Source organism: Mycolicibacterium sp. XJ1819, assembly GCF_053483675.1.
Genome location: NZ_JBEFST010000003.1, coordinates 115745 through 136086, shown reverse-complemented (window position 1 = coordinate 136086; position 20342 = coordinate 115745). Strand labels below are relative to the sequence as shown.

Sequence of the window (20342 nt, the reverse complement as noted above, 5' to 3'; positions counted from 1 at the left end):
CGAGTACCTTTCGGACATGAGTTCGGTATCCGGAAAAGTCGCCCTGATCACGGGCGCAGCGAACGGTATCGGCGCCGAGGTGGCCCGTCGGCTGCACGACAAAGGCGCCAAGCTGGTGTTGACCGACATCGACACGACACTTCTCGAGGAGTCGGCCGCCCGCCTCGGCGGTGACCGCGTGCTCACCGTCGCCGCTGACGTGCGCGATCTGGAGGCCATGCGATCCGCCGTCGCGAAGGGGGTCGAGCGGTTCGGCGGCATCGACATCGTGATGGCCAATGCCGGTATCGCGGTCTACGGTTCGGTGGTCAACGTGGATCCGGCGGCGTTCAAGACCCTTGTCGACGTCAACGCGCTCGGGGTGTTTCACACGGTCAAGGCCGCGTTGCCGACGATCATCGACCGGCGCGGCTACGTGCTGATCGTGTCGTCGGCAGCGGCTTACGCGGCGGTCCCGGGGGCCTCCTCTTACAACCTGACCAAGGCGGGAGTCGAGCACTTCGCCAACGGTCTGCGACTGGAGGTCGCCCACCTCGGTGTCGACGTCGGTTCGGCCCACATGCTCTGGATCGACACCCCGCTGGTCCGGGAGAGCAAGGCGGATCTGGCGTCGTTCACCGAGATGGTCAACCGGCTGCCGGGACCACTGAAGAACACCACGTCGGTACACAAGTGTGGCGAGGCGTTCGTCAAGGGCATCGAAGCCCGTAAACGCCAGGTCAACTGCCCGGGCTGGGTGAGCCTGCTGCGGTGGCTCAAGCCGCTGTTGTCGACCCGCATCGGCGAGACCGCCACGCTGAAGTCGGTGCCCGAACTGCTGCCGAAGATGGACGCCGAGGTGGCGGCGCTGGGGCGGGCGATGAGCGCGCGCACCGAGGCGCTGGAGAACGGCTGACCCCACCCCCGCTCAGGATGGGCACATCTAGCCGCCGCGGAAGCCGGGGCCGCGGCGGCGCAGGTAGCGCTCGAACTCCGCGGCCAGCGCGTCGCCGTCGATCTTGCCGAGCACCTCGTGCATGTCCACCTCGGCGTCGCCACGCTCCTCGAGTGATTGCACGTACTCGGCGATCTCGTCGTCCTCTGCGGTCATCTCCGAGACGGCCTGCTCCCACTCCTCGGCCGCCGCGGGGAGGTCGGCCAGTGGCACCTCGACGTCGAGGACGTCCTCGACACGACGCAGCAGCGCCACCGTCGCCTTGGGGTTCGGCGGCTGCGACACGTAATGCGGGACCGCGGCCCAGAACGTCACCGCGGGGATGCCGGCCTGCACGCAGGCGTCCTGGAACACGCCCGCGATGCCGGTGGGCCCTTCGTAGCGGGTCTCCTCCAACCCGAACGTCCGCGCCGAGTCGGCCGAGTAGGCCGCACCCGACACCGGCACGGGGCGGGTGTGCGGCGTGTCGGCCAGCAGCGCGCCCAGGATCACCACGGTCTGCACGTTGAGCTTGTCGGCGATCGCCAGCAGTTCCGCGCAGAAGGTGCGCCAGCGCATGTTGGGCTCCACGCCGTGCATGAGCACGATGTCGCGGTCGGAGCCGGGGGGCCGGCAGTGCGAGATCCGCATCGAGGGCCACACCAGTTCCCGCGTCACCCCGTCGACCTGCCGAATCACCGGCCGGTTGACCTGGTAGTCGTAGTACGACTCGTCGTCGATCTCGACGATCGGTTCGGCCTCCCAGATGGCGTCCAGGTGCTCGAGCGCGTCACTGGCCGCGTCACCGGCGTCGTTCCAGCCTTCGAAGGCCACCACGACGATCGTGTCGTTGAGTTCAGGCAGGTCCGGGCGGTGTGTCGATGAGCCACTTGTGCGACGTGCATCTGACCGGCCGCTCGCATCCGACGAGGTCACTACGCCAGCGTAAGCCCTGCGCGGCGGCAATGAGCACCATCGCCTCACAGGCGGATTTGCGCGATGCGACTACCCTGTATGCGTGACTCAAGGGACCAGTCGCGCATACGACACGGATTTGCTCGAGACTCTGTCGAGGCGGGTCATGGTCGGCGATGGTGCAATGGGCACCCCGATGTCGGCCGCCACCTCGACCCTCGACGAGCACACCAACGCCGCATGCCGCCACGCCACGAAATACGTTCGGCTGCAATGGCACGGCGATCGCCGAGCGTGTCGGGTTTGATCGCAGCGACGACATGGGCGTCCAAACGTCGATTGGGTGACGACGTAGACTCGTCTGGTCGAGAGGCGTTGCAACGGTTGTCTGGCGGGGCAGTGTGCCCGCTCGATGTCCGCCACGCTCGGCGAAGTCAAGGACGCCTTCCGCTATGGAAGGAGCGCACGTGACATTTGATCCCCACATCCGCCCCGACAGCACCGATGCGCTGACGGCCACTCTGCGCGAGCGGATCATGGTGATCGACGGCGCGATGGGCACGGCGATCCAGCGCGACCGGCCCGACGAGGCCGGCTACCGCGGCGAACGGTTCAAGGACTGGCCGAGTGACCTGCAGGGCAACAACGACCTGCTCAACCTGACCCAGCCGCAGATCATCGAGGCGATCCACCGCGAGTACCTCGAGGCGGGCGCCGACATTCTGGAAACCAACACGTTCAACGCGAACGCGATCTCACTGGCCGACTACGGCATGTCGGAGCTCAGCTACGAGCTGAACTACGTCGGCGCCACGCTCGCGAGGGCGGCGTGCGACGAGTTCAGCACCGCCGACAAGCCCCGCTACGTCGCCGGCGTGCTGGGACCCACCACGCGCACCGCGTCGATCTCGCCGGACGTCAACGACCCCGGAGCACGCAACGTCTCCTACGACAAGTTGGCCGCCGCCTACCTCGAAGCGGCCACCGCCCTGGTCGACGGCGGTGCCGACATCATCCTCGTCGAGACCATCTTCGACACGCTCAACGCCAAGGCCGCGGTGTTCGCCGTCGAGACGTTGTTCGAACAGCGCGGACGACGCTGGCCGGTGATCATCTCGGGCACCATCACCGACGCCTCCGGCCGGACGTTGTCGGGTCAGGTCACCGAGGCGTTCTGGAACTCGATCCGGCATGCCCGGCCGCTCGCGGTCGGCCTGAACTGCGCGTTGGGCGCGCCTGAGATGAGGCCTTACATCGCGGAGGTGTCGCGGATCGCGGACACCTTCGTCTCCTGCTACCCGAACGCCGGTCTGCCCAACGCCTTCGCCGAGTACGACGAGACCCCGGAGCGTCAGGCCGGTTACCTCGCCGAGTTCGCCGAGGCCGGTCTGGTCAACCTCGCCGGTGGTTGCTGCGGAACGACGCCGGCGCACATCGCCGAGATCGCCAAGGTGGTGGAGGGCCTGCCGCCGCGCCAGGTGCCCGAGATTCCGGTGGCCACCCGCCTGTCGGGCCTGGAACCGCTCAACATCGACGACAACTCGCTGTTCGTCAACATCGGTGAGCGCACCAACATCACCGGCTCGGCCCGGTTCCGCAACCTGATCAAGGCCGAGGACTACGACACCGCGCTGTCGGTCGCGCTGCAGCAGGTCGAAAACGGTGCCCAGGTCATCGACATCAACATGGACGAGGGCATGATCGACGGCGTCGCCGCGATGGACCGGTTCACCAAGCTGGTCGCCTCCGAGCCGGACATCAGCCGGGTCCCCGTGATGATCGACTCCTCCAAGTGGGAGGTCATCGAGGCGGGCCTGAAGAACGTGCAGGGCAAGCCGATCGTCAACTCGATCTCCATGAAGGAGGGCGAGGAGAAGTTCATCCACGATGCGCGGCTGTGCCGAAAGTACGGTGCCGCCGTGGTCGTGATGGCCTTCGACGAGCAGGGGCAGGCCGACAACCTGGAGCGTCGTAAGGAGATCTGCGGGCGCGCCTACCGGATCCTGACCGAGCAGGTCGGCTTCCCCGCCGAGGACATCATCTTCGACCCGAACTGCTTCGCGCTGGCGACCGGAATCGAGGAGCACGCGACCTACGGCATCGACTTCATCGAGGCCTGCGCCTGGATCAAGGAGAACCTGCCCGGGGTGCACATCTCGGGCGGCATCTCCAACGTGTCGTTCTCCTTCCGCGGCAACAACCCCGTCCGCGAGGCCATCCACGCGGTGTTCCTGTTCCACGCCATCAAGGCCGGCCTGGACATGGGCATCGTCAACGCCGGTGCGCTGGTGCCGTACGACTCGATCGACCCCGAACTGCGGGACCGCATCGAGGATGTCGTGCTGAACCGTCGCCCGGATGCCGCCGAGCGCCTGCTGGAGATCGCCGAACGGTTCAACAGCAAGGGCAAGGAAGAAGACCCCGCGGCAGCGGAGTGGCGGTCCCTGCCCGTCCGCGAGCGGATCACCCACGCCCTGGTCAAGGGCATCGACGCGCACGTCGACGACGACACCGAGGAACTGCGCGCCGAGATCGCGGCGGCGGGCGGGCGCCCGATCGAGGTGATCGAGGGCCCGCTGATGGACGGCATGAACGTCGTCGGCGACCTCTTCGGGTCGGGCAAGATGTTTTTGCCCCAGGTGGTGAAGTCGGCGCGGGTGATGAAGAAGGCCGTCGCCTACCTGCTGCCGTTCATCGAGGCGGAGAAGCAGCCCGGTGACGCCGAGCGAACCAACGGCACGATCGTGATGGCGACGGTCAAGGGCGACGTCCACGACATCGGCAAGAACATCGTCGGGGTGGTGTTGCAGTGCAACAACTACACCGTGATCGACCTGGGCGTGATGGTGCCTGCCCAGAAGATTCTGGCCGCGGCCCAGGAGCACGACGCCGACATGATCGGGTTGTCGGGCCTGATCACCCCGTCGCTGGACGAGATGGTGAACTTCGCCGTCGAGATGGAACGTGAGGGCCTGGAGATCCCGCTGCTGATCGGCGGCGCGACCACCTCGCGGGCGCACACGGCCGTGAAGATATCGCCGCGTCGCAGCGGTCCGGTGGTCTGGGTCAAGGACGCCTCCCGCTCGGTGCCGGTCGCCGCCGCGCTGCTCGACGACAACCAGCGTCCCGCACTGCTGGAGGCTACCGAGAAGGACTATGCGTCTCTTCGCGAACGCCACGCCGCGAAGACCGAGCGGCCGATGCTGACGCTGGAAAAGGCGCGCGCGAACCGCACGCCGATCGACTGGGACGGCTACACGCCGCCGGTGCCCGCGATCGGGGCGGGGATCCGCGAGTTCCTCGACTACGACCTCGCCGAGTTGCGCGAGTTCATCGACTGGCAGCCGTTTTTCAACGCCTGGGAGATGAAGGGCCGCTTCCCCGACATCCTCAACAACCCGGCCTCGGGCGAGACTGCGCGCAAGCTCTATGACGACGCCCAGCAGATGCTCGACACCCTGATCGAGGAGAAGTGGCTGACGGCCAACGGCGTGATCGGGTTCTTCCCGGCCAATGCCGTCGGTGACGATATCGAGGTCTACACCGACGAGACGCGCACCGAGGTGCTGGCCACGTTGCACAACCTGCGCCAGCAGGGCGAGCATCGGGAGGGCATCCCGAACCGGTCGCTGGGCGACTTCATCGCCCCCAAGGAGACCGGCCTGGCCGACTATGTCGGCGCGTTCGCCGTGACCGCGGGGCTCGGCAGCCAGGACAAGATCATGGAGTTCAAGGAGGCCATCGACGACTACAGCGCGATCCTGCTGGAGTCACTGGCCGACCGGTTGGCAGAGGCGTTCGCCGAACGTCTGCACCAACGGGTCCGCACCGAGTTATGGGGATACCAGCCCGAGGAGCAGCTGGACAACGAGGCGCTCATCGCGGAGAAGTACGTCGGAATCCGCCCTGCCCCAGGCTATCCAGCGTGCCCGGAGCACACCGAGAAGGCGACGCTGTGGCAGTTGATGGACGTCACTGAACGCACCGGCATCGAGTTGACCGAGTCGATGGCGATGTGGCCCGGCGCGGCCGTCAGCGGTTGGTACTTCTCGCATCCGCAGTCGCAGTACTTCGTGGTCGGCCGGTTGGCCCAGGATCAGGTCGCCGATTACGCCACCCGCAAGGGCTGGACCCTGAAGGAAGCCGAGCGCTGGCTGAGCTCCAACCTCAGCTACAACCCGGAGGACTGAGCCTGACGGTCGTCGGGAAGGGTCACGAGATGCAGGCGGTGCTGTTCGACATGGACGGCACGCTCGTCGACTCCGAAAAGCTCTGGGACATCTCGTTGGCGGCGCTCTACGCCGAATTGGGCGGCGAGCTGACCGCGCAGGTTCGGCGCGGCGCTTGTCGGCAGTTCCGCGGACAACACCATCCGCACGGTCTACGCCGACCTCGGCCTGGCACCGGATCCGGAGGCGATGGCCGAGTCCGACCGGTGGCTGCACGCCTACACCGCGGAGTTGTTCGACGGCGGGTTGGCCTGGTGTGACGGAGCCCAGGAGCTGCTGGATTCGGTGCTGGCCGAGCGGATTCCGATGGCACTGGTGACCAACACCCAGCGCGCGCTGACCGACCGTGCCTTGAACAGCATTGGCAGCCACTACTTTTCGGTGACCGTGTGCGGCGACGAAGTGCCGCGTGGCAAGCCGGCGCCCGACCCGTATGCGCGGGCGGCGGCGTTGCTCGGTGTCGCCCCCGAGAGGTGTCTGGCCGTCGAGGATTCGGCCACCGGCGCCGCGGCGGCCGAAACCGCGGGGTGTCCGGTGCTGGTGGTGCCCAACGGCGCCGCGGTACCCGCCGGCCCGCGGCGCCGCCACGCGGCCTCGCTGGCTGGCCTGGACGTCTCCGATCTTGCGGGGTTGCACCGAGAACTCGTCGCCGAACGGACCGCCTGACGCGCGCGTAGGTGATTGAATGTGGCTCGGCAACGATGCGGAGGGCCACAGATGACGCACGGATCCGCGGGCGGCACCGAAGACGGACTGGACTACGAGGAATCCGAGCACAGCGCCCGAGTGGTCCGCATCGCTGCCGTGGCGGCGCTGGGCGGTCTGCTGTTCGGATATGACAGTGCGGTCATCAACGGTGCGATCTCGGCGGTGCGCGACCACTTCCGGATCGGCGAGTTGGTGGTGGGCATCGCGGTCGCCGCGGCCCTGATCGGCGCGGCACTCGGCGCGGTGGTGGCGGGCCGGCTGGCCGACCGGATCGGCCGGCTCTCGGTGATGAAGATCGCCGCGGTGCTGTTCTTCATCAGCGCGTTCGGCACGGGCCTGGCGGTCAACGTCTGGATGTTCGGCATCTTCCGGGTGGTCGGCGGCATCGGCGTGGGAGTGGCCTCCGTCATCGCGCCGGCCTACATCGCCGAGACGTCGCCGCCGCGTATCCGGGGCCGGCTGGGTTCGCTGCAACAGTTGGCGATCGTCACCGGCATCTTCGTCTCGCTGGCGATCGACGCCCTGCTGGCACACATCGCCGGCGGATCGCGAGAAGTGTTGTGGCTCAACATGGAAGCCTGGCGGTGGATGTTCGTCGTGATGGCGCTGCCCGCGATCCTCTACGGCGGGCTGGCCTTCACTATTCCCGAGTCGCCGCGCTATCTCGTTGCGACGTTCCGTATTCCAGAAGCACGCCGGGTGCTGACGAGGCTGCTCGGTGAGAAGAACCTGGAGATGACGATCACCCGCATCCAGGAGTCACTGAAGTCCGAGAAACCGCCGTCGTGGGCGGATCTGCGCAAGCCGACCGGCGGCATCTACGGGATCGTCTGGGTGGGCGTCGCGCTGTCGGTGTTCCAGCAGTTCGTCGGCATCAACGTGATCTTCTACTACTCGAATGTGCTGTGGGAGTCGGTGGGATTCGGCGAGAGCCAGGCGTTTTTGATCACCGTCATCACCTCGGTGACCAACATCGTCACCACCCTGATCGCGATCGCGCTGATCGACAAGGTCGGCCGCAAACCGTTGCTGCTGACCGGCTCGACGGGCATGGCCGTCACGCTCGGCACGATGGCTGTGATCTTCGGCACCGCACCGGTGATCGACGGTCAACCGCATCTGGAGGGCATCGCCGGCCCGATCGCGTTGGTCGCCGCGAACCTGTTCGTCGTGTCGTTCGGGATGTCGTGGGGCCCGGTGGTGTGGGTGCTGCTGGGGGAGATGTTCCCCAACCGCATCCGCGCCGCGGCGCTCGGCCTCGCCGCGTCGGCGCAGTGGATCGCGAACTGCCTGATCACCGCGTCGTTCCCGAAGCTGGGTGAGATCTCACTGTCGCTGGCCTACGGGTTTTACGCGGTCTGCGCGGTGCTGTCGCTGCTGTTCGTGTGGCGCTGGGTGGAGGAGACCAAGGGCAAGCACCTGGAGGACATGAGCGCCGAAACACGGCCGGCCGCGCACTGACCTGCCCGCCAGGGGAAACCGCCGTGACTTCGTCACCGGCGGCGTGACACAATCGCGTGCCGTGAAGACCTTCGACGCCCTGTTCGCCGAACTCAGCGAGCGCGCGCGCACCCGACCCGCTGGAAGCGGGACGGTCGCGGCGCTCGACGGCGGTGTGCACGGGATCGGCAAGAAGATTCTCGAGGAGGCCGGTGAAGTGTGGCTGGCCGCCGAACACGAGAGCGACGAAGCGCTGGCCGGGGAGATCAGCCAATTGCTGTACTGGACGCAGGTGCTGATGATCGCCCGCGGTCTGACCCTCGACGACATCTACGCCAAACTCTGATGGCCGCGCTACGCCACATCGGCTCATCGCCGAACGCCGTCACGTTACGGGTCGCCGTGCCGAACAAGGGCACGCTGTCGGAGCCCGCGTCGGAGATCCTCGCCGAGGCCGGATACCGGCGCCGCACCGATTCCAAGGATCTCACCGTCATCGATCCGGGTAACAACGTCGAATTCTTCTTCCTGCGGCCCAAGGACATTGCGACCTACGTCGGCTCCGGGGAGCTGGATTTCGGAATCACCGGACGCGACCTGACCGAGGAGTCCGACGCGCCGGTACGCGAGCGGCTCGCGCTGGGGTTCGGGTCGTCGACGTTTCGCTACGCGGCCCCGGTGGGTCGCAAATGGCAGGTGGCGGATCTGGCGGGTAAGCGAATCGCGACCGCCTTTCCGAACCTGGTGCGAAAAGATCTGGTTAAACACAAGATCGAGGCCACCGTCATCCGCCTCGACGGGGCGGTGGAGATCTCCGTGCACCTCGGGGTGGCCGACGCGATCGCCGACGTGGTCGGCTCGGGGCGCACCCTCGGGCTGCACAACCTGGAGGCCTTCGGTGACCCGCTGTGTACCTCGGAGGCCGTGCTCATCGAACGCAACGGGGCAGGCGACGAGAACGCCGCCGCGCGTGACCAACTGGCGGCGCGGGTGCAGGGCGTGGTGTTCGGCAAGCAGTATCTGATGCTCGACTACGACTGCCCGCGCAGCGTGCTGGACCGGGCCGCCGAGATCACCCCCGGACTGGAATCGCCCACCATCGCGCCGCTTGCCGACCCCGCATGGGTTGCGGTGCGCGCGTTGGTGCCACGTCGCGATGTCAACGTCATCATGGACGAACTCGCGGCCATCGGCGCCAAGGCGATCCTGGCCTCCGACATCCGGTTCTGCCGCATTTAGATTCGACCGGCCGGGTGCGGCCCACCGTGTTAGCGTCCGGATGTCGATTAGCCCGACACGGAGGTCGCCATGACGCAAGCCCTCGTCATCCTGCTCGCTCTGCTGATCGGGGTGATCGCCGGTCTGCGGGCGCTGACCGCGCCCGCGCTGGTCGCCTGGGGGGCACTGCTGGGGTGGGTCGACGTCGACGGCAAGTGGTCGGAGTGGATGGCACATCCGATCACCGTCACGGTGCTGACCATCTTCCTGCTGGCCGAACTGGTCACCGATCAGCTGCCGAAGACGCCGAGTCGCAAGACCGCGCTTCAGTTCATCACCCGGCTGATCACCGGCGCTTTCGCGGGAGCGGTGATCGGCAGCGCCTTCTTCCACACCTTCAGCGCGACGGGGGCGGGCATCATCGGCGCCGTGTTGGGCACCCTGGCCGGGGCCGCGGCCCGGCAGCGACTGGTCGACGCCAACGGCGGACGCGACCGGCCGGGCGCGATCCTCGAGGACGTGGTCGCCGTCGGCGGTGGTCTGCTGATCGTGTTCCTGGTCAGCTTCGTCGGCTGACCGGGCCATGACTGAGAAATTCGACGCGATCATCGTCGGTGCGGGACAGGCCGGCCCGCCGTTGGCGGGCAGGCTCACCGAGGCCGGTCAGACCGTCGCGGTCATCGAACGCAAACTCGTCGGCGGCACCTGCGTCAACACCGGCTGCATACCCACCAAGACGCTGGTGGCCAGTGCGTACGCCGCCCACCTGGCCCGCCGCGGTGCCGAATACGGAGTCCTCACCGGTGACGTCGGTGTCGAGATGGCGCGGGTCAAGGCCCGCAAGGACGAGATCGTGCACGAGGACCGCACCGGGGTCGAGTCCTGGCTGTCCGCCATGCCGGGTGCGACGTTGCTGCGCGGCCACGCCCGCTTCGAGGATCCGCACACCATCCGGGTCGACGACGCCGTGCTGACGGCCGACCACATCTTCCTCAACGTCGGCGGCCGCGCCGTCGTCCCCGACATGCCGGGGTTGTCCGACATCGACTACATGACCAACGTCGGGATCCTCGAACTCGACACCGTTCCCGCGCATCTGGTGATCGTCGGCGGCAGCTACATCGCACTGGAGTTCGCGCAGATGTACCGCCGGTTCGGTGCTCGGGTCACGGTGCTGGAGAAGGGCCCGCGGCTGGCGTCGCGTGAGGACGAGGACGTTTCGGCCACTATCAAGGAGATTCTCGAAGCGGAGCGGATCGACGTGGTCCTCAACGCGAGTGACATCCGGTTCACGAAGCGAGATAAGGGCTTTGAGGTGGTGGCACGCGACGGCATGGCGCCGATCGAAGGGTCACACCTGCTGTTGGCGGTCGGACGGCGGCCCAACACCGACGACCTGGGCCTGGACGCCGCCGGCGTGCATACCGACGACCGCGGGTACATCGTCGTCGACGACCAGTTGCGCACCAACGTCGAACACATCTGGGCGATGGGGGACTGTAACGGGCGCGGGGCGTTCACCCACACCTCCTACAACGACTTCGAGATCGTCGCGGCCAATCTGCTCGACGGTGATCCGCGCCGGGTCAGCGACCGGGTGCCCACCTATGCCCTCTACATCGACCCGCCACTGGGGCGGGCCGGTATGACCGCCGAGGAGGTGCGCCGGTCGGGCCGAAAAGCCTTGGTGGGCAAGCGTCCGATGACTCGTGTCGGGCGAGCGGTGGAAAAGGGCGAGACCCGCGGCTTCATGAAGGTGGTGGTGGACGCCGAAACCGAGCAAATTTTGGGCGCCGCGATCTTCGGCGTCGGCGGCGACGAGGTGATCCACTCCATCCTCGACATCATGACGGCGGGAAAGCCCTACACGGCGATCTCACGCACCATGCACATCCACCCCACGGTCAGCGAACTGGTGCCGACGATGCTGCAGGACCTGGCACCGTTGCAGTGAGCGCCCGGCCCGCGACGAGTTGGCGCGTGACCGCCGCGACGCGCCGGCCGAGATGACGGCAGGTCCGCACATCGGCCGGGTGAACCCGGTCGGATGGGGCGTCGACGTCGGTCTGCGCCCCGGCGCCCAGCCAGAAGCCCAGCCGGTTGAGGTCGCTGTCGGTGCCGGTGGAACTGTTCCAGCCGGGACCCAGACCGAGGCTGACCCAGTGCATGTGGTGCTGGGCGGCGAAGACCGCCAGCGACTGCAGCGTGTTGACCTTGTCTCCGCTCTTGGCGCCGGAGTTGGTGAACCCGGCCGCCACCTTGTCGCGCCAGGTGCCGTTCTGGCAACGCCTGCCGGTCTGTTCGGCGAACGACTGAAATCCCGCCGACACGTTGCCCATATAGGTGGGGGTGCCGAACACGATTCCGTCGGCGGCATCGAGGGTCTGCCAGTCCGCCTCCGCCATCCGGGCCACGGCGATCATGCGCACGTCGGCGCCGGCCTCAGACGCACCGGCGGCCACCGCATCGGCCAGAACAGCGGTATGGCCGAATCCGGAGTGATAGGCGATCACCAGAGCCGGCGCGGCGATCTCAGGACCGTTCAGTGACATTGTCGGCGTCCTTTCTGCGTGCTGCTTCGTCACCGGTTACCGCCTGTGCGACCTCTTGGTAGCGCTCGGCCCAGCCGGGCAGGGGGTCGTCGGCCAGATGGGCCTCGAGGCGGTCCAGATAGGCATGTGTCCCCGGCAGGAACCCCTCGGCGTTGGGGATCCCGAGCCCACGATGGGTGAACGTCAACAGCGTGCCGTCACCGTCGGGTCTCAGTTCGTAACGCACCACCGAGTTCTCGTTGCCGTCGTCGATGACGCGCTGGTGCCATTCGTGTTCGAACACGAATGGCGGATCCCACACCCGGATGCGTCCGGTCATCCGCTTCATGTCCGGCGGCGCCGGGGGCCCGTCGGGCATCGTCTCGATCATGCCGCCTTCGCGGGGATCGATGGTGGTGTGGCCCATCCACTCGTTGCGGTGTGCCGGGTCGGTGATCGCCGACCACACCGCGTCGACGGGGAAGCGGAGGCGACGCTGGAAGGTGAGTACGGCCCGGTCGCCCTCGATGGTCAATCGTCCTGTGCGCCCTGTCATTGCGTCTCTCCATGGGTCGATTCCAGATGCCGTTCCAGCGCGTCGAGGTGGTCGGCCCAATACCGGCGATAGCGGCTGATCCACGCGTCGACGGCAACCAGCCCGTCGGCGCGCAGCGCATAGATGCGCCGCTGGCCGTCGGGGCGCACCTCGACCAGCCCGACCTCGCGCAGGATGCGCAGATGGCGCGACACAGTGGGTTGGGTCAAGTCCGGAAGCGTCGCGACGAGTTCGCCCGCGGTGCGCTCGCCGTCGACGAGCGCGTCCAACAGCGCACGGCGGTTCGGCTCGGCTACCGCCTCGAATACATCCACCACCAAAGTATGTCACTGGATCTATATAGATGCAAACGCATATAACTCCTGCGTCAGCGGCGTTGTACCAACAGGGTCTGTGCCGCGGTGCCGATGAACCCGGTTCGGTCGAACAGTTCCGCGGTGGTCACACCGACGCCGTCCGGACCGATCGATCCGCGGGCGCGAAGCGCGAAGTTGCCCCCGCTCGGCAGCCGATGCAGGTGCACCGCGGTGTCGGTGTTCATGAAGACGAACTCGTCTGGATCCAGGGCGGCCCCCGCGCCGTTGGCCGAGTCGACCACCATGGCGAGCCGCTGCAGGTCCGTCGTCGGCTCCGAATCTACCAGTGGCACAAGGGGACTCAGCCAGATGACGTTCCCGGAGCCGCCGGTGTCGGGCTGCCGACGCCAGCTGACCGTCTCGAGGTAGCCCGGTGCCCCCATCCAGGCGTGCGGAACGTCGCGCGGTTCGCCTTCGACGAGCGGCGGATAGCGGTCGGTGGCCGCATCGGCGGTGTCGCTGGTGGCCAGCAGCCACGCCGTGACCCTGGCCAACACGCGGCGCGCGCCGTCGGCGCCCGGCGTCGACATCTCGGCGACCATCAGCGAGATCCGCCGACCCGGGCGCTCCACCCACGCCCGCACCCCGACCGTCGTCACCGGAATGGCGCCGAGGATGTCCAGGGTGAGCCGGCCGATGCGCAGCCCGCTGCCGTCGGCGAGTTCCTCGATCAGCTTGGTCATCAGCGCCAGCGGCGGTGAGCCGTGCTGGATTTCGGGGTTCCAGTTGCTGCGGGTCCCGTCGGTGGAATCGAACAGCTGTAAATCGCCGTCGCTGCCGGCACGGCGGTAGTGGCAGTCGATCACGCAGCGGGCTCCGACGCGCGCAGCACGGCGTCGTCATCGGCGGCCGACCCCTCGTCCGGACGCTCCGGCCAGCCCGGATACGGCGGCGGGGTGCCGCCGAACTGCGGGCAGCGTGACTGGTGTGCGCACCAGTCACACAGCCGGGACGGGCGTGGCCGGAAATCGCCTGTGGCACCGGCTGATCGGATAGCCCGCCAGATCGCCATCAGGGTCTTCTCGAACCGCGCCAGCTCGTCGCGGTCGGGGGAGTAGTCCAGCACCTGCCCGTCGGCCAGATACAGCAGCCGCAGGCGGGTGGGCATCACGCCGAGCGAGCGCAGTACCGCGACGGCGTAGAACTTCATCTGGAACATGGCCTTGAACTCCGCGAGCGCCCGCGCCTCCGGCGGTGCCTTGCCGGTCTTGTAGTCCACGATGCGCAGTTCACCGGTGGGCGCGACGTCGATGCGGTCGACGAAGCCGCGCAGCAGCGTGCCGTCGGAGAGCTCGACCTCCACGCGTTGTTCACAGCTCTGCGGGTCGAACCGCGTCGGATCTTCGAGCCGGTAGTACCCCGACAGCAGCGCGCGCGCCTCGTCGAGCAGTTCGGCGCGCAGCGCGGGCTCGAACTCGGCGAGCTCGGGCTGTTCGGTGAGCAGTCGCTGCCAGGCCGGGTCGACGAGCGTCACCGCGGTCTTCAGTCCGCGCTCGGCGGCCGGCAGTCCATACAACTGCTCGAGCGCGGCATGTACCACCGAGCCGCGAACCTGCGCGGTCGACGACGGTTCGGGCAGCCGGTCGATGGCCCGGAACCGGTAGAGCAGCGGGCACTGTTTGAAGTCGGCCGCCCGCGACGGCGACAACGCCGGGCGCCTGGCCGGCTCAACCGGCGGGCCGGTCGGGTCCGGCTTATCGGTCATGAGGCCAGACTAGGTCGACCCTCGGACAACCCCGGACACCCGTGACGGCGCGTCGGCTGGCAGGCTGAACAGCTGTGTCTGCAAGATCGTCGTCCGGTCCGTTCGCCGTCGGTGACCGCGTTCAGCTGACCGATGCGAAGGGCAGGCACTACACGATGGTGCTGACCCCCGGCGGGGAGTTCCACACCCACCGCGGGGTGATCGCGCTCGACACCGTGATCGGGCTGCCCGAGGGCAGCGTGGTCAAGTCCACCAACGGCGATCAGTTCCTGGTGCTGCGGCCCCTGCTGGTCGACTACGTGATGTCGATGCCGCGCGGCGCGCAGGTGGTCTATCCCAAGGACGCCGCGCAGATCGTGCACGAGGGCGACATCTTCCCCGGCGCCAGGGTGCTGGAGGCCGGCGCCGGTTCGGGTGCGCTGACCTGCTCGCTGCTGCGCGCGGTCGGTCCCGACGGGCGGGTGGTCTCCTACGAGGTGCGCGAGGACCACGCCGAGCACGCCGTGCGCAACGTGGAGACCTTCTTCGGCGCGCGGCCGGACAACTGGGAGTTGGTGACCGCCGACCTCGCCGACTACGACGGACCGGAAGTCGACCGGGTGGTGCTCGACATGCTCGCGCCGTGGGAGGTGCTCGACGCCGTGGCCAAGGCGTTGGTGGCGGGCGGGGTGCTGATGATCTACGTCGCGACGGTGACCCAGCTGTCACGCGCGGTCGAGGCGCTGCGCGAACAGCAGTGCTGGACCGAGCCGAGGGCCTGGGAGAGCATGCAGCGCGGTTGGCACGTGGTCGGCCTGGCCGTGCGCCCGCAGCACACGATGCGCGGCCACACCGCGTTTTTGATCAGCGCGCGCAAGCTGGCCCCCGGCGCGGTGGCGCCGATGCCGCTGCGACGCAAACGTCAACTGGGCGGTGGCATCTAGTCGTCGGTGCTGCGCCGCAAACCGCGGTGGGCCGACAGCAGCTCCACCTCCGGACGGGCCGCCACCAGACGCTCGGCGGCGTCAAGCACGTCAACGGCATGTCGACGGTCGGCCGACACCACCGCCAGCCCGATGTGGGCGCGCCGCCGCAGATCCTGGCCGCCGGTTTCGGCGGCGCTGACCGCGAACCGGCGCTGCAGTTCGGCGATGACGGGACGGATGACCGACCGCTTCTGCTTCAGCGAATGCACGTCGCCGAGCAGGAGGTCGAACTCCAGCCAGCCGATCCACATCGCCGCGCGCTCAGGGAGGCGGCGGGGCCGGTTCGGTGACCACCGGCGGTGCCGGCGGGGCCGGCGAGCCGCCGAACTCCAACAGCATGTCCGCGGTCTGGCGGGTCAGCTGCCAGGTGCCGTCGCCGTGGGCGAACTCCATCGGGAACCGGAAGTCACCGCCGTCACCGACGCGGGGGTTGGCGGTCCTGATCACGAACGACGCCGTCACGTTTCCGCGATCGCCCTGCACGTACTGCAGGTCGTGCGCCTCGAAGACCAGCGGCCGGAAACCGGCGTCGCTGATCGCGCGGTCGAAACTGTCCAGCGCGGGCCCGTCCGTCGGCTTGCCGAACTGGATCAGCCCGACCTTCTCGGCGCCGGGCACCGCGGGGTCGGTCAGCCGCACCATGACGTCGATGAGCGCCTCGGGCGGCGGCAACGGCATCGGCGGCGCGTCCTCGGCGGCCACGAACGGGCTGGGCGGCGTGAGCGTCACCGGTGTGGTCGGGGGCGGGTCGATCCGGTCGGTACATCCCCCGAGCCCGAGCGCCGCCGCGATCGCGACGGCGCCCACGGCTCCGATACGAGTGGTACGAGAGGTGCGGTGCACCAGACGAAATTAGCCGACCGAGGACAGCAAGGACAGTGCGGAGCCCTTCGCGATCTGCCACCCCGTCGGGCTCGGGCCCGCGACGAACTGGATGTTCTGGGTGGCGGTGCCGCCGGTGGCCGCGGTGGCGGTGACGTCTGCGGTGGCCACGCCGCCTATCTGGTCGATGTTGGCGACGATGAAGCTCAGCGGGAATTTGCCCTCGCGCGCCGCGTTGTTGAAGGCGCGGTCGGCGGTGATGCCCTCCAGTCGGCCGGTGCCGCCCTGGATGTAGGCCGACTTGTTGCCGCTGGGACTGAACGAACCCGGCCCGGCGAGCGCGTTGAGGGTCGTCAGCAACGGCCCCTCCAGCTCGGGCGCGGGCGCCTGTGGCATCGGGATGCCGTGCACCACGGGCGCGACCTCAGCGCTGGCGGAAACCGCAGAATCGGATACAAAGGGATTCGAGGGAGTTGCAATCGATGTCACACCTGCCGCGGCACCGGCGACCAGAGCGGCCGCTGCGCCCCCTGTTATCAAGCCGGTAACGAGGGTTTTCAGGGTCACGGTTGTCCTTTCGATTGGCCAAATTCATCACAGAGGCTAACAGTGCTGCTGGTGTGTCGAATTCCTAGAACACACACAATGGCTGAATCGCCGGTAGCGTTGAAGTTGTTACTGCACCAACTGCCGGTGCGGGAAGGGGCGCAACATGAGTGAATCAGAGCGTTCTGGAGCCTACTCCGACGGCTCCAGCCCCCATGGGTCAGGCATGTCCAGCGAGGATGCGGCCGAGCTCGAAGAGCTGCGCCGTGAGGCGGCGATCCTGCGCGAGCAACTGGAGAACGCTGTAGGACCGCAAAGCGGCCTGCGCAGCGCCAGGGATGTGCATCAGCTCGAGGCCCGGATCGACTCGCTCGCGGCCCGAAACGCGAAATTGATGGAGACCCTCAAAGAGGCGCGTCAGCAGTTGCTGGCGCTGCGTGAGGAAGTCGACCGGCTCGGTCAGCCGCCAAGCGGGTACGGCGTGCTGCTCGGCGTCCAGGACGACGACACCGTCGACGTGTTCACCTCCGGTCGCAAGATGCGGCTGACGTGCTCACCGAACATCGACACCAAGACGCTCAAGCAGGGCCAGACGGTCCGGCTCAACGAGGCGCTGACCGTCGTCGAGGCGGGCAACTACGAAGCGGTCGGCGAGATCAGCACGCTGCGCGAGATCCTGGCCGACGGCCACCGCGCGCTCGTGGTGGGGCATGCCGACGAGGAACGCATCGTCTGGCTGGCCGAGCCGCTGGTGTCGGCGGAGTATCTGCCCGAGGAACCCGAGGACCCCGACGCGCCCGACGACGGCCGGCCGCGCAGGCTGCGTCCGGGCGACTCGCTGCTGGTCGACACCAAGGCCGGCTACGCCTTCGAGCGCATCCCCAAGGCCGAGGTCGAGGATCTGGTGCTCGAGGAGGTGCCCGACGTCAGCTACAACGACATCGGCGGCCTGGGCAGGCAGATCGAGCAGATCCGCGACGCGGTGGAGCTGCCGTTCCTGCACAAGGAGCTCTACCGCGAGTACTCGCTGCGCCCGCCGAAGGGTGTGCTGCTCTACGGCCCGCCGGGCTGCGGTAAGACGCTGATCGCCAAGGCCGTGGCCAACTCGCTGGCCAAGAAGATGGCCGAGGTGCGTGGGGATGACGCCCGGGAGGCGAAGTCCTACTTCCTCAACATCAAGGGGCCCGAACTGCTCAACAAGTTCGTCGGCGAGACCGAACGCCACATCCGGCTGATCTTCCAGCGCGCCAGGGAGAAGGCCAGTGAGGGCACCCCGGTGATCGTGTTCTTCGACGAGATGGACTCGATCTTCCGCACCCGTGGCACCGGCGTCAGCTCCGACGTCGAGACCACGGTCGTACCACAGCTTCTCAGCGAGATCGACGGTGTGGAAGGCCTGGAGAACGTCATCGTCATCGGCGCCTCCAACCGTGAGGACATGATCGACCCGGCGATCCTGCGGCCCGGCCGGCTGGACGTGAAGATCAAGATCGAGCGGCCGGATGCCGAAGCCGCCCAGGACATCTTCAGCAAGTACCTCACCGAGGACCTGCCGGTGCACGCCGACGACCTCGCCGAGTTCAACGGCGACCGCACGGCCTGCATCCAGGCCATGATCGTCAAGGTCGTCGACCGGATGTACGCCGAGATCGACGACAACCGGTTCCTCGAGGTCACCTACGCCAACGGCGACAAAGAGGTCATGTACTTCAAGGACTTCAACTCCGGCGCGATGATTCAGAACGTCGTCGACCGAGCCAAGAAGTACGCGATCAAGTCGGTGCTGGAGACCGGACAGCCCGGTCTGCGCATCCAGCATCTGCTGGACTCGATCGTCGACGAGTTCGCCGAGAACGAGGACCTGCCCAACACCACCAATCCCGATGACTGGGCGCGGATCTCGGGCAAGAAGGGCGAGCGGATCGTCTACATCCGCACGCTGGTCACCGGCAAGAGCGGCAGCGCCTCGCGGGCCATCGACACCGAGAGCAACCTGGGCCAGTACCTGTAACTCCGCTCTGGTCCTCTCTGGCCCCTTCTGGCGCGAGCGTGCGTGTCTGCGGGCGACGCGCCGTGTCTCAGTAGGAGTTTGCGCACGCTCACACCCGGGCGGCGGCCGGTTCGGGGTACGGCGACTCTCGCGGCCTGCCCTTCTCGACGTCCCGCGAGCGTGCGCAAAGTCGCAAACTTTTGCGGCGTGTCGGCCGCAGACACGCACGCTCGCGGGAAAGAGGGGAAAGAGAAGGGGGGCGGGTCAGGTGCTGCCGTCGCGTTCCATCTGCAGGTAGGCATCGCGGCCGGCCAGGCTCACCGCCACATCGGAGATCAGGGGATCGAAGAACCGCTCGCGATACATCGGGTCGACGCTGGTGCTGACGGTGAAATACAGACCGGACAGCACCGCGACGAACAGCGAGACATGCACCACGGTCTGGGGTACCGGCACGTGCACGCCGAACCATGTTCCCGGACACGGGGGTTCACCCGTGCGACAGCCCAGTTCCGCCGACCACAGCACGGCGACGTCGTCGGGCACCGCGACGATTCCCAACGCCAGGAAGAAGGCGAACAGGCCCGCGGTGAACAGCACCACCTGGATGGCCTGGGCGACCACCATCACCGCCACCACGTTGGCCTGTTCGGCGAGTGAGAGCGGAACGCGCGCCGGCGGGGGACCGTCGGCACCGGCCAACGGGGTGTCCTCGAGAAGTTTGGCCGGGTCCGTCTGCTCGGCCCGGTCCTCGCGCAGCGCGAGCACCTCGTCACGGATCGTGGTCACCATGAACGCGATCGCCACCGCGGCCAGAAATCCGATGGTCTGCCACAGCCTTTCGCGGGACATCCGGGCGGCCAACTGCCACAACTCGCCGGTGAAGTAGACGACCACGGTGAGCATCAGCAGCGGAAGCGCGCGGCTCATCAGGGTGCCCAGCGCGCCGAGCTGCACCCACGCGAACCGGAACGCCCACAGCACAATTGAGCCGATGCCCAGGTAGGTCAGCCAGATCGCGAGCACGGCGATGATCGCGAAGCCTGCCGTCTCGGCCACGGTGATCCCGGACAAGCCGCTGTCGACCACCGGAAGCGCGACCACGAACAGCGCCATCACCAGCAGGGCAGCGGATCGCCGGCCGAACTCTCCGAGCGTCGTACCGGTGCGGTGCAGCAGATACAGCCCGACCGGCGCGCCCGCCAGCACCACGCCGAACACCCCGAGACGCAGGGTCAAAGCGATGTCGGGATCACCGGCGGTCAACTCGGCCAGCATCATCGTCAGCGCGATCGCGGCGCCGATGCCGCTGACCGTCGGGGCCGACCTTTCGATCAGGGCGTGCGACCGGACCCGGCGGGTCAACACCAACGGCAGCCCGCGGTGCAGAAACCACTCGTGGACCTTCCGCATGTCGGGCACGCGCAACATTGTGCGCCGAAACTCGC

19 protein-coding genes and 2 pseudogenes are annotated in these 20342 nt (G+C 67.7%); 11 read left to right on the top strand and 10 right to left on the bottom strand.

All coding sequences use genetic code 11. From position 1 onward, the window contains the following. Window positions 1–16 precede the first annotated feature (16 nt). Complete coding sequence (locus ABQE89_RS04190) at window positions 17–895, top strand: SDR family oxidoreductase (RefSeq protein ID WP_448414441.1); 879 nt, start codon at window positions 17–19, stop codon at window positions 893–895. 27 nt (window positions 896–922) lie between these two features. Here the strand turns inward: ABQE89_RS04190 and ABQE89_RS04185 are convergent, their stop codons facing one another. Next, window positions 923–1849, bottom strand: a complete 927-nt coding sequence (locus tag ABQE89_RS04185) for a PAC2 family protein (RefSeq protein ID WP_448414439.1) — start codon at window positions 1847–1849, stop codon at window positions 923–925. Window positions 1850–1931: 82 nt separating this feature from the next. Between ABQE89_RS04185 and ABQE89_RS04180 the strand changes: the two are divergent. The 8 genes and pseudogenes from ABQE89_RS04180 to ABQE89_RS04145 form a co-directional block, all read left to right on the top strand. Continuing rightward, window positions 1932–2054: pseudogene (locus tag ABQE89_RS04180) on the top strand (hypothetical protein); the annotation flags it as partial. A 241-nt stretch (window positions 2055–2295) separates the two neighbouring features. Then, window positions 2296–6018, top strand: coding sequence for a methionine synthase (metH, locus tag ABQE89_RS04175; RefSeq protein ID WP_448414437.1), 3723 nt, complete (start codon window positions 2296–2298; stop codon window positions 6016–6018). Between the two features lie 29 nt (window positions 6019–6047). Beyond that, window positions 6048–6723 (top strand): annotated as a pseudogene (locus ABQE89_RS04170) (HAD family hydrolase). A gap of 51 nt (window positions 6724–6774) precedes the next feature. Beyond that, window positions 6775–8226, top strand: coding sequence for a sugar porter family MFS transporter (locus ABQE89_RS04165; RefSeq protein WP_448414435.1), 1452 nt, complete (start codon window positions 6775–6777; stop codon window positions 8224–8226). Between the two features lie 43 nt (window positions 8227–8269). Next, window positions 8270–8551 (top strand): phosphoribosyl-ATP diphosphatase, encoded by a 282-nt coding sequence (locus tag ABQE89_RS04160; protein ID WP_448414433.1) that lies wholly within the window; start codon window positions 8270–8272, stop codon window positions 8549–8551. Beyond that, on the top strand, window positions 8551–9444 hold the full coding sequence (gene hisG / locus ABQE89_RS04155; protein ID WP_448414431.1) for an ATP phosphoribosyltransferase: 894 nt from the start codon (window positions 8551–8553) through the stop codon (window positions 9442–9444). The genes ABQE89_RS04160 and hisG overlap by 1 nt, the downstream gene beginning before the upstream one ends. A 69-nt stretch (window positions 9445–9513) precedes the next feature. Then, window positions 9514–9999, top strand: a complete 486-nt coding sequence (locus ABQE89_RS04150) for a DUF4126 family protein (protein ID WP_448414430.1) — start codon at window positions 9514–9516, stop codon at window positions 9997–9999. Window positions 10000–10006: 7 nt separating this feature from the next. After that, window positions 10007–11377 carry an FAD-containing oxidoreductase gene (locus ABQE89_RS04145; protein WP_448414429.1) on the top strand — a complete coding sequence of 457 codons (1371 nt, stop codon included), beginning with the start codon at window positions 10007–10009 and terminating at the stop codon, window positions 11375–11377. Here the strand turns inward: ABQE89_RS04145 and ABQE89_RS04140 are convergent. The 5 genes from ABQE89_RS04140 to ABQE89_RS04120 are packed head-to-tail and all read right to left on the bottom strand — an operon-like array spanning window position 11328 to window position 14571. Then, a complete protein-coding gene (locus ABQE89_RS04140) occupies window positions 11328–11975 on the bottom strand; it encodes a flavodoxin family protein (RefSeq protein ID WP_448414427.1) in 648 nt (215 codons plus the stop codon). The genes ABQE89_RS04145 and ABQE89_RS04140 overlap by 50 nt on opposite strands. After that, window positions 11956–12510: an SRPBCC family protein gene (locus ABQE89_RS04135; protein WP_448414425.1), complete on the bottom strand. Its 555-nt coding sequence runs from the start codon at window positions 12508–12510 to the stop codon at window positions 11956–11958. The genes ABQE89_RS04140 and ABQE89_RS04135 overlap by 20 nt, the downstream gene beginning before the upstream one ends. Further along, window positions 12507–12824, bottom strand: a complete 318-nt coding sequence (locus tag ABQE89_RS04130; RefSeq protein WP_448414423.1) for an ArsR/SmtB family transcription factor — start codon at window positions 12822–12824, stop codon at window positions 12507–12509. The genes ABQE89_RS04135 and ABQE89_RS04130 overlap by 4 nt, the downstream gene beginning before the upstream one ends. A gap of 53 nt (window positions 12825–12877) precedes the next feature. Next, window positions 12878–13672, bottom strand: a complete 795-nt coding sequence (locus ABQE89_RS04125; RefSeq protein ID WP_448414421.1) for a thioesterase family protein — start codon at window positions 13670–13672, stop codon at window positions 12878–12880. Beyond that, window positions 13669–14571, bottom strand: a complete 903-nt coding sequence (locus ABQE89_RS04120) for a RecB family exonuclease (RefSeq protein ID WP_448414419.1) — start codon at window positions 14569–14571, stop codon at window positions 13669–13671. Before ABQE89_RS04120 ends, ABQE89_RS04125 begins: the two co-directional genes overlap by 4 nt. A 74-nt stretch (window positions 14572–14645) precedes the next feature. Here ABQE89_RS04120 and ABQE89_RS04115 point away from each other — a divergent pair, with 74 nt between their 5' ends. Beyond that, a complete protein-coding gene (locus ABQE89_RS04115; protein WP_448414417.1) occupies window positions 14646–15494 on the top strand; it encodes a tRNA (adenine-N1)-methyltransferase in 849 nt (282 codons plus the stop codon). On the opposite strand, the gene ABQE89_RS04110 is transcribed toward ABQE89_RS04115, so the two are convergent. The 3 genes from ABQE89_RS04110 to ABQE89_RS04100 are packed head-to-tail and all read right to left on the bottom strand — an operon-like array spanning window position 15491 to window position 16925. Beyond that, window positions 15491–15787, bottom strand: a complete 297-nt coding sequence (locus ABQE89_RS04110) for a DUF503 domain-containing protein (RefSeq protein ID WP_448414415.1) — start codon at window positions 15785–15787, stop codon at window positions 15491–15493. The two genes, ABQE89_RS04115 and ABQE89_RS04110, sit on opposite strands and share 4 nt — an antisense overlap. A gap of 10 nt (window positions 15788–15797) precedes the next feature. After that, window positions 15798–16343 (bottom strand): lipoprotein LppK, encoded by a 546-nt coding sequence (locus tag ABQE89_RS04105; protein WP_448414413.1) that lies wholly within the window; start codon window positions 16341–16343, stop codon window positions 15798–15800. A 45-nt stretch (window positions 16344–16388) separates the two neighbouring features. Further along, a complete protein-coding gene (locus ABQE89_RS04100) occupies window positions 16389–16925 on the bottom strand; it encodes an MTB12 family secreted protein (RefSeq protein ID WP_448414411.1) in 537 nt (178 codons plus the stop codon). A gap of 145 nt (window positions 16926–17070) precedes the next feature. Between ABQE89_RS04100 and arc the strand changes: the two genes are divergently transcribed. After that, a complete protein-coding gene (gene arc, locus ABQE89_RS04095) occupies window positions 17071–18915 on the top strand; it encodes a proteasome ATPase (RefSeq protein WP_448414409.1) in 1845 nt (614 codons plus the stop codon). Between the two features lie 243 nt (window positions 18916–19158). Here the strand turns inward: arc and ABQE89_RS04090 are convergent, their stop codons facing one another. Beyond that, window positions 19159–20325: a hypothetical protein gene (locus ABQE89_RS04090; protein WP_448414809.1), complete on the bottom strand. Its 1167-nt coding sequence runs from the start codon at window positions 20323–20325 to the stop codon at window positions 19159–19161. Window positions 20326–20342: the final 17 nt, after the last annotated feature.

Excerpts from the sequence above, each read along its gene's own strand:
- ABQE89_RS04120 (WP_448414419.1), bottom strand. The coding sequence starts at position 14,571 with ATGACCGATAAGCCGGACCCGACCGGCCCGCCGGTTGAGCCGGCCAGG.
- hisG (WP_448414431.1), top strand. The coding sequence starts at position 8,551 with ATGGCCGCGCTACGCCACATCGGCTCATCGCCGAACGCCGTCACGTTA.
- ABQE89_RS04140 (WP_448414427.1), bottom strand. The coding sequence starts at position 11,975 with ATGTCACTGAACGGTCCTGAGATCGCCGCGCCGGCTCTGGTGATCGCC.
- arc (WP_448414409.1), top strand. The coding sequence starts at position 17,071 with ATGAGTGAATCAGAGCGTTCTGGAGCCTACTCCGACGGCTCCAGCCCC.
- ABQE89_RS04165 (WP_448414435.1), top strand. The coding sequence starts at position 6,775 with ATGACGCACGGATCCGCGGGCGGCACCGAAGACGGACTGGACTACGAG.
- ABQE89_RS04090 (WP_448414809.1), bottom strand. The coding sequence starts at position 20,325 with ATGTTGCGCGTGCCCGACATGCGGAAGGTCCACGAGTGGTTTCTGCAC.
- ABQE89_RS04150 (WP_448414430.1), top strand. The coding sequence starts at position 9,514 with ATGACGCAAGCCCTCGTCATCCTGCTCGCTCTGCTGATCGGGGTGATC.
- ABQE89_RS04145 (WP_448414429.1), top strand. The coding sequence starts at position 10,007 with ATGACTGAGAAATTCGACGCGATCATCGTCGGTGCGGGACAGGCCGGC.
- ABQE89_RS04135 (WP_448414425.1), bottom strand. The coding sequence starts at position 12,510 with ATGACAGGGCGCACAGGACGATTGACCATCGAGGGCGACCGGGCCGTA.
- ABQE89_RS04190 (WP_448414441.1), top strand. The coding sequence starts at position 17 with ATGAGTTCGGTATCCGGAAAAGTCGCCCTGATCACGGGCGCAGCGAAC.
- ABQE89_RS04110 (WP_448414415.1), bottom strand. The coding sequence starts at position 15,787 with ATGTGGATCGGCTGGCTGGAGTTCGACCTCCTGCTCGGCGACGTGCAT.